At 63.1% G+C, this 6,147-nt stretch carries 7 protein-coding genes; 2 read left to right on the top strand and 5 right to left on the bottom strand.

Annotated elements, in window-relative coordinates:
* The 5 genes from B3605_RS25780 to B3605_RS01290 all read right to left on the bottom strand — a co-directional run.
* Positions 1-146 (bottom strand): ATP-binding cassette domain-containing protein (locus B3605_RS25780; protein ID WP_414706917.1); only part of this gene is annotated, 146 nt, incomplete at its 3' end.
* On the bottom strand, positions 143-1,024 hold the full coding sequence (locus B3605_RS01305; RefSeq protein WP_037181912.1) for an ABC transporter permease: 882 nt from the start codon (positions 1,022-1,024) through the stop codon (positions 143-145). The genes B3605_RS01305 and B3605_RS25780, both read right to left, overlap by 4 nt.
* A 243-nt stretch (positions 1,025-1,267) precedes the next feature.
* Positions 1,268-2,224 (bottom strand): ABC transporter substrate-binding protein, encoded by a 957-nt coding sequence (locus B3605_RS01300; RefSeq protein ID WP_112535939.1) that lies wholly within the window; start codon positions 2,222-2,224, stop codon positions 1,268-1,270.
* 107 nt (positions 2,225-2,331) lie between these two features.
* The gene (gene rlmN / locus B3605_RS01295; RefSeq protein ID WP_112946004.1) at positions 2,332-3,567 is read right to left on the bottom strand and encodes a 23S rRNA (adenine(2503)-C(2))-methyltransferase RlmN; all 1,236 of its coding nucleotides are present in this window, start codon (positions 3,565-3,567) and stop codon (positions 2,332-2,334) included.
* Positions 3,568-3,971: 404 nt separating this feature from the next.
* A complete protein-coding gene (locus B3605_RS01290; protein ID WP_018902274.1) occupies positions 3,972-4,526 on the bottom strand; it encodes an invasion associated locus B family protein in 555 nt (184 codons plus the stop codon).
* Between the two features lie 332 nt (positions 4,527-4,858).
* On the opposite strand from B3605_RS01290, the gene B3605_RS01285 reads away from it, so the two are divergent.
* Both B3605_RS01285 and B3605_RS01280 read left to right on the top strand, forming a co-directional pair.
* Complete coding sequence (locus tag B3605_RS01285; protein WP_047508871.1) at positions 4,859-5,419, top strand: sigma-70 family RNA polymerase sigma factor; 561 nt, start codon at positions 4,859-4,861, stop codon at positions 5,417-5,419.
* A gap of 138 nt (positions 5,420-5,557) precedes the next feature.
* A partial coding sequence (locus B3605_RS01280; RefSeq protein ID WP_296431760.1) for a GTP-binding protein occupies positions 5,558-6,147 on the top strand: 590 nt, incomplete at its 3' end.

Genomic DNA, 6,147 nt, shown 5'->3' with positions numbered 1-6,147 from the left:
AGCAGCGTCGACTTGCCGGCGCCGTTGGAGCCGATGACGGTCACGAACGAGCCTTCCTCGATCGTCAGGTTGACGCCGTTGAGCGCCTGCTTCTGCAGCGGCGTACCCTTGCCGAAGACGACCTTGATATCCTTGAGCGAGATCATGACGAGGCACCTCCGCGACGCAGGCGGGGAAGAACGAGCGCCACCGTGACCAAGACGGCGGTGACGAAATTGAGGTCGGAGGCCTGCAGGCCGATCACGTCGCTGGAGAGCGCCAGCTGGATAGCGATGCGGTAGAGGATCGATCCGATGACGCAGCCGATCAGCGCGATCAAGAGGCCGCGCTTCCCAAGCAACGTCTCGCCGATGATGACGGCGGCCAGACCGACGACGATGGTGCCGACACCCGAGGTCACGTCGGCAAAACCATTGGTCTGCGCAAACAGCGCGCCGCCGAGCGCCACCAGCGCATTGGAGATCGCCATGCCGAGATAGATCTGACGGTTGGTATCGACGCCCTGGGCGCGGGCCATGCGGGCATTCGCGCCGGTTGCGCGCATGGCGAGGCCGGAATCGCTTTCGAGATAGCGCCAGACGACGATGACGGCGATGACGACGAGCACGCCGACGAAGAGCGGGCGCACGTAGAAATCACGCAGGCCATGGCCGAAGAACGGGCTGATCATCGTATCGGCATTGATCAGCGCCACGTTCGGCTTGCCCATGACGCGCAGGTTCACGGAAAACAGCGCGATCATCGTCAGGATGGATGCGAGCAGATTGAGGATCTTGAAGCGCACGTTGAGCATGGCGGTCACCATGCCGGCCGCAGCCCCCGCCGCCATGGCGATCAGCGCCGCCAGCCAGGCATTGACGCCGGCAATGATCAGCACCGCGGTCACGGCGGCGCCGAGCGGAAACGAGCCGTCGACGGTCAGATCCGGAAAATCGAGCACACGGAATGCGAGGTAAACGCCGAGCGCGACGAAGGCATAGACCAACCCCAGCTCCACGGCTCCCCAGAATGCGATCTGACTCAAGGCTTTTGCCCTTTCTTGTGCTGTTTCCGTGGCTAAAGACCCCTCCCAACCCTCCCCACAAGGGGGAGGGCTTAACCCAGCCGATCCGCCTACCTATGAGTGGGGCAGACGGGTGCCACGGGTCTTCTCCCCCCTTGTGGGGGAGATGGCCGGCAGGCCAGAGAGGGTCTTCATCTCTATGCGATCAGCCGCCCCCGTGCAAACGGGAGCGGCTGATCATTCAGGTCTCTATGATTGACTGTATCAGTCGATCGTCTTCGTCGCGCGCTTCAGCACGCTTTCAGGCAGCGTCACGCCCATCTTGGCGGCCGCGCCCTTGTTGATGACGAGATCGCTGCCGGCGGCGACCTTGACCGGGATATCGCCGGGGTTCTCACCCTTCAGGATGCGCACGACGATTTCGCCGGTCTGCTTGCCGACGTCGTAGTAGTTGAAGCCGAGAGCGGCGACCGAGCCGCGCGAAACAGAATCCGTGTCGGCGGTGAAGAGCGGCAGCTTGGCCTCTTCGGCAACGGCCACGGCACCCTCAAGCGCCGAGATGATCGTGTTGTCCGTGGGCACGTAGATCGCATCGGCGCGGCCGACGAGCGCGCGGGCGGCACCCTGCACTTCGGCGGACTTGGTGGCGGCGGATTCGACGACCTTGAGGCCGGCCTTTTCAGCCTCGACCTTCAGCACCGCGAGCAGCGATACCGAGTTCGCTTCGCCGGAATTGTAGAGGTAGCCGATGGTCTTGGCGTTCGGCAGGATTTCCTTGATCAGCGCCACGTGCTCGGCAACCGGCGACATGTCGGAGAGGCCGGTGACGTTGCCGCCGGGCTTGTCCATGTTCTTGACGAGCTGCGCGCCGAGCGGATCGGACACGGCGGTGAAGACGACGGGGATGTCGCGGGTGGAGGACACCACGGCCTGCGCCGAAGGGGTCGAGATCGGAACGATGACGTTGGGGCCGTCACCGGCGAACTGGCGGGCGATCTGGGCTGCGGTCGCGGGGTTTCCCTGCGCCGACTGGAACACGAACTTCAGGTTCTCGCCTTCCTTGTAGCCGGCTGCCGTCAGCACGTCGAGAACGCCCTTGCGGGCAGCGTCGAGGGCCGGGTGTTCGACGATCGCGGTGACCGCAACGGTCACGTCTTCGGCTTTCGCGGGCAGGGAAAGGGCAAGGGTCGCAGCCACGGCAGCGAGCAGTACAGAACGCATGTGTATCCTCCAATTATGATTTTGGGCCGCTTGTAGGAAAAGCGGCCCTTAAAATCAATCATTAGAAGATGCTGGGAGGATCAAACTTGCTGATCGGTCACCAGCACTCAGTCATCCGAGCCGTGGTTGGCGATCATCATCGCCTCGAAGGCCAGGCGCTCGGTCTTGCGCATGCGTTCCGATTCCGACTTCAGCTGGCCGCAGGCGGCAAGGATGTCGCGGCCGCGCGGCGTGCGGATCGGCGAGGCATAGCCGGCCGAGTTGATGAAATCGGCGAACTTCTCGATCTGCGCCCAGTCGGAGCACTGGTAGTTGGTGCCCGGCCAGGGGTTGAACGGAATGAGGTTGATCTTCGCCGGCACGCCCTTGAGCAACTGGATCAGCCCCTTGGCATCCTCAAGGCTGTCGTTGACGTCCTTCAGCATCACATATTCGAAGGTGATGCGACGGGCGTTCGAAAGCCCCGGATACTTGCGGCAGGCGTCGATCAGCTCCTTCAGCGGATACTTCTTGTTGATCGGCACAAGGATGTCGCGCAGGTCGTCACGCACTGCATGCAGCGAGATCGCCAGCATGACGCCGATCTCGTCGCCGGTGCGGAAGATCTCCGGCACGACGCCCGAGGTCGAGAGCGTGACGCGGCGCTTGGAGAGCGACAATCCGTCGCCGTCGGTGGCGATCAGGAGCGCCTGCTTGACGCTGTCGAAATTGTAGAGCGGCTCGCCCATGCCCATCATCACGATGTTACTGACCTTGCGGCCCTCGGCCGGCATGATCGTGCCCTGCGGCGCTTCGCGATCGGGGAAGTCACCCAGCCGGTCGCGCGCGAGCAGGAGCTGCGACAGGATTTCTTCCGCCGTCAGGTTGCGCACCAGGCGCTGCGTGCCGGTGTGACAGAAGGAACAGGTGAGCGTGCAGCCGACCTGGCTGGAGATGCAGAGCGTGCCGCGGCCTTCTTCGGGAATATAGACCGCTTCGATCTCGACCGGGCGACCGGCACCGCGCGCCGGAAAGCGCAGCAGCCACTTGCGGGTGCCGTCGTTCGAGACCTGCTCCTCGACGATCTCGGGTCTTGCGATGGTGAAGTGCGTCTTCAGCGTCTCGCGCATGTCCTTGGAGATATTGGCCATGTGATCGAAGTCGGAGACCCCGCGCACATAGATCCAGTTCCAGAGCTGCGCGACGCGCATCTTGATCTGCTTGTCCGGCACGCCCTTTTCGCGCAGTGCGGCGCCCATCTCCTCGCGGGTGAGGCCGATCAGCGACGGCTTCGGCAGGGCTTCACCGCGCATCGGCGCGGCAGCTGCAGGCTTGAGAACGGTCATCGCATCCATGACGGACATTTAATCTAATCCCGAATTCAACATGCGATCCTCCCGATAGTCCGAATGACTGGCGGGCGGAGCGGGCATGAAGGCAGAAAGTGAATGCGGAACTTGGCGGCCAAGCCGCGATCCATCCGCTGTTGTGCGCGCCTTTAGCATCATTTTTGCCATCCGTCACTATAGATGGAAACGACGAAGGCCAGCGCAAGGGGAGGAGTGTGGGGGAATCCATGTTTAGCGGCGTGCCGAGTGGCCCCCTCATCCGACCCTTCGGGCCACCTTCTCCCCGTTGGGGCGAAGGGAAGGTCGGCGCGAGCGGCCAGCCACGAGTCTCTTCTCCCCGGCGGGGAGAAGGTGCCGGCAGGCGGATGAGGGAGCCACGCGGCACCCCATCAACCGCAGTCACCGGCAATCAAAAAACCTTACTTGCAGCTTTCGATCTGCTTCAGCGAGGCAGAAATGCCGGCCAGCGAATAGCTGTAGGAGGTCGCCGTGCCCTTGCGCGAGGTGGCGTTGACGGTCATCGAGTGGCCGCCCTTCATGGCGGCGACCAGCGCCGGTTCCTGCGCGGCGTTCTCGACCCAGCCGGCCTTGTCCTTGGTGAACATCACGAAGGTCTTGTTGTCGATGACGACGTTGATCTTCGAGGCGTCCTTGACGGTGTAGCCCATCATCGCCTGCGGCTCGTAGGAGATGTTCTGGCCCGGGCGCTGCGAGACGATGAAGAAGTTCTCGCCGTGGTCGATGCCGGCGGGCTTCTTCTCGGTCGGCACCGAGAGGACGTAGCAGACGGTGCTGTTGCCCTGCTTGTAGGAATAGGCGCCCCAGGCCTGGAACTGCTGGATGCGGGTCGGCGCGGTGGAAGCGGCGGCGGCTGGCTGCTGCGCGGCGGCTGCGGGCTTCTTGGACTGTGCGGATGCGATGCCGGCGCCGGCGAGAACGAGGGAAAGGGCGAGTACGGTACTTTTTACAAACATGGATATTCCTGCCGGTTCTTGCGATTCGAGCCCGAGCGAGCGGGCGGCGCATAATCACGATCTGCTTTATTTTGACTTAATTCAGGTTACCAAAGCGTCAACGCAGGCCGCGAGAAGTCCGTGCCTGTGCCATTTCCACCCGGGTGTCAATGTTGAGCGCCGGATTAACGCTCGGGATGATGTAGTCCGGAAATGATCTGAAACCATCGCTCTTAAGGAATTTAAGACATAAAGATAACGGCAAGAGTTTGACGTTTCGAAAAACCGATGTACGTGAATAAGGAGTGGAAATCCGTCAAGGATTTCATCGAGCCAGGGGGCTTTCGAACGGAATGGACGCCGAGGACAAACAGCGCTTCGCTGCCCTAGCTGGGGCTGTGGCGGAACGCCGCGACCAGCAGGCGTTCGCCATCCTGTTCGACTACTTCGCCCCGCGCCTGAAATCCTGGCTTCTCAGGCAGAAAATGACCGCAAGCGAGGCCGAAGAGCTCGTCCAGGAGGTCATGATCGTGCTCTGGCACAAGGCCGATCTCTACGATTCCACGCGCTCGTCGCTCTCCACCTGGCTCTTCCGCATCGCCCGCAACCGCCGCATCGACCTGCAGCGCCGCGCCCGCGCCCGCATCCTCGACGAGGACGATCCGGCCCTCCAGCCAACCGCCGAAATCGGCGCCGACGAGCTGGTCGCCAATGGCGATCGCGATGCACAAGTTCGTGAAGCGGTGAGCCAATTGCCCGAGGAACAGCGCGAAATGCTCCGCGCCGCCTTCTTCCTCGGCCAATCCCACTCCGAAATCGCCGAATCGACCGGCCTGCCGCTCGGCACCGTCAAATCCCGCATCCGGCTGGCCTTCGGCAAGCTGAAGAAGGTGCTGGAAGCCGAAAACGCGTGAGCCGAACCGCCATCGCGCTCTTGCAACGAAGGGAAGAGTAGTATCAGATGCCTTCATCCACAGATGGAGGTAATCACATGCGCCGTCACATGTTCGAAGCCAATGGAGCCACTCCCGTAGCCATGAACATGTTGTGCGATGCGAACACTCAATCTTGGAATCCTGGCGCATGTAGACGCCGGAAAGACTAGCCTCACCGAACGCCTGTTGTTTCACGCCGGTGTCATCAAGACGCTCGGCGGCGTCGATACCGGCGACACCCAGACCGACACCTTGCAGCTGGAGCGCGACCGCGGCATCACCATCCGCTCGGCGGTGGCGTCGTTCAGCGCGCGCGGCACGCGGATCAACCTTCTGGATACCCCCGGCCATCCCGATTTCATTGCCGAAGTCGAGCGCGTGCTCGGCGTGCTTGACGGCGCGGTGCTCGTCGTCTCCGCCGTCGAGGGCGTTCAGGCGCAGACACGCGTCCTGATGCGGGCGCTTGTCCGGCTGAAGGTGCCGACCGTCATCTTCGTCAACAAGATCGACCGGCGCGGCGCCGACGGCGGGACGGCGCTTGCCAATCTCCGCGACCGCCTGACGACGGCCCTCGCGCCGATGGGATCCGTCAGCGCGTCGGGAACGCCACTCGCGCGCTTCGACCCCGGCGCCTGGCGCGACCGCGCCTTCCGCTCCGCCATGCTGCAGGCGCTGGCCGAGCGCGACGACGACCTGCTCGCCGCCTT

This window comes from Rhizobium sp. UBA1881, from assembly GCF_002338015.1.
GTDB lineage: Bacteria > Pseudomonadota > Alphaproteobacteria > Rhizobiales > Rhizobiaceae > Rhizobium.
Note: the sequence above shows the minus strand (reverse complement) of the source record. Positions and strands in the feature narration are given on the sequence as shown.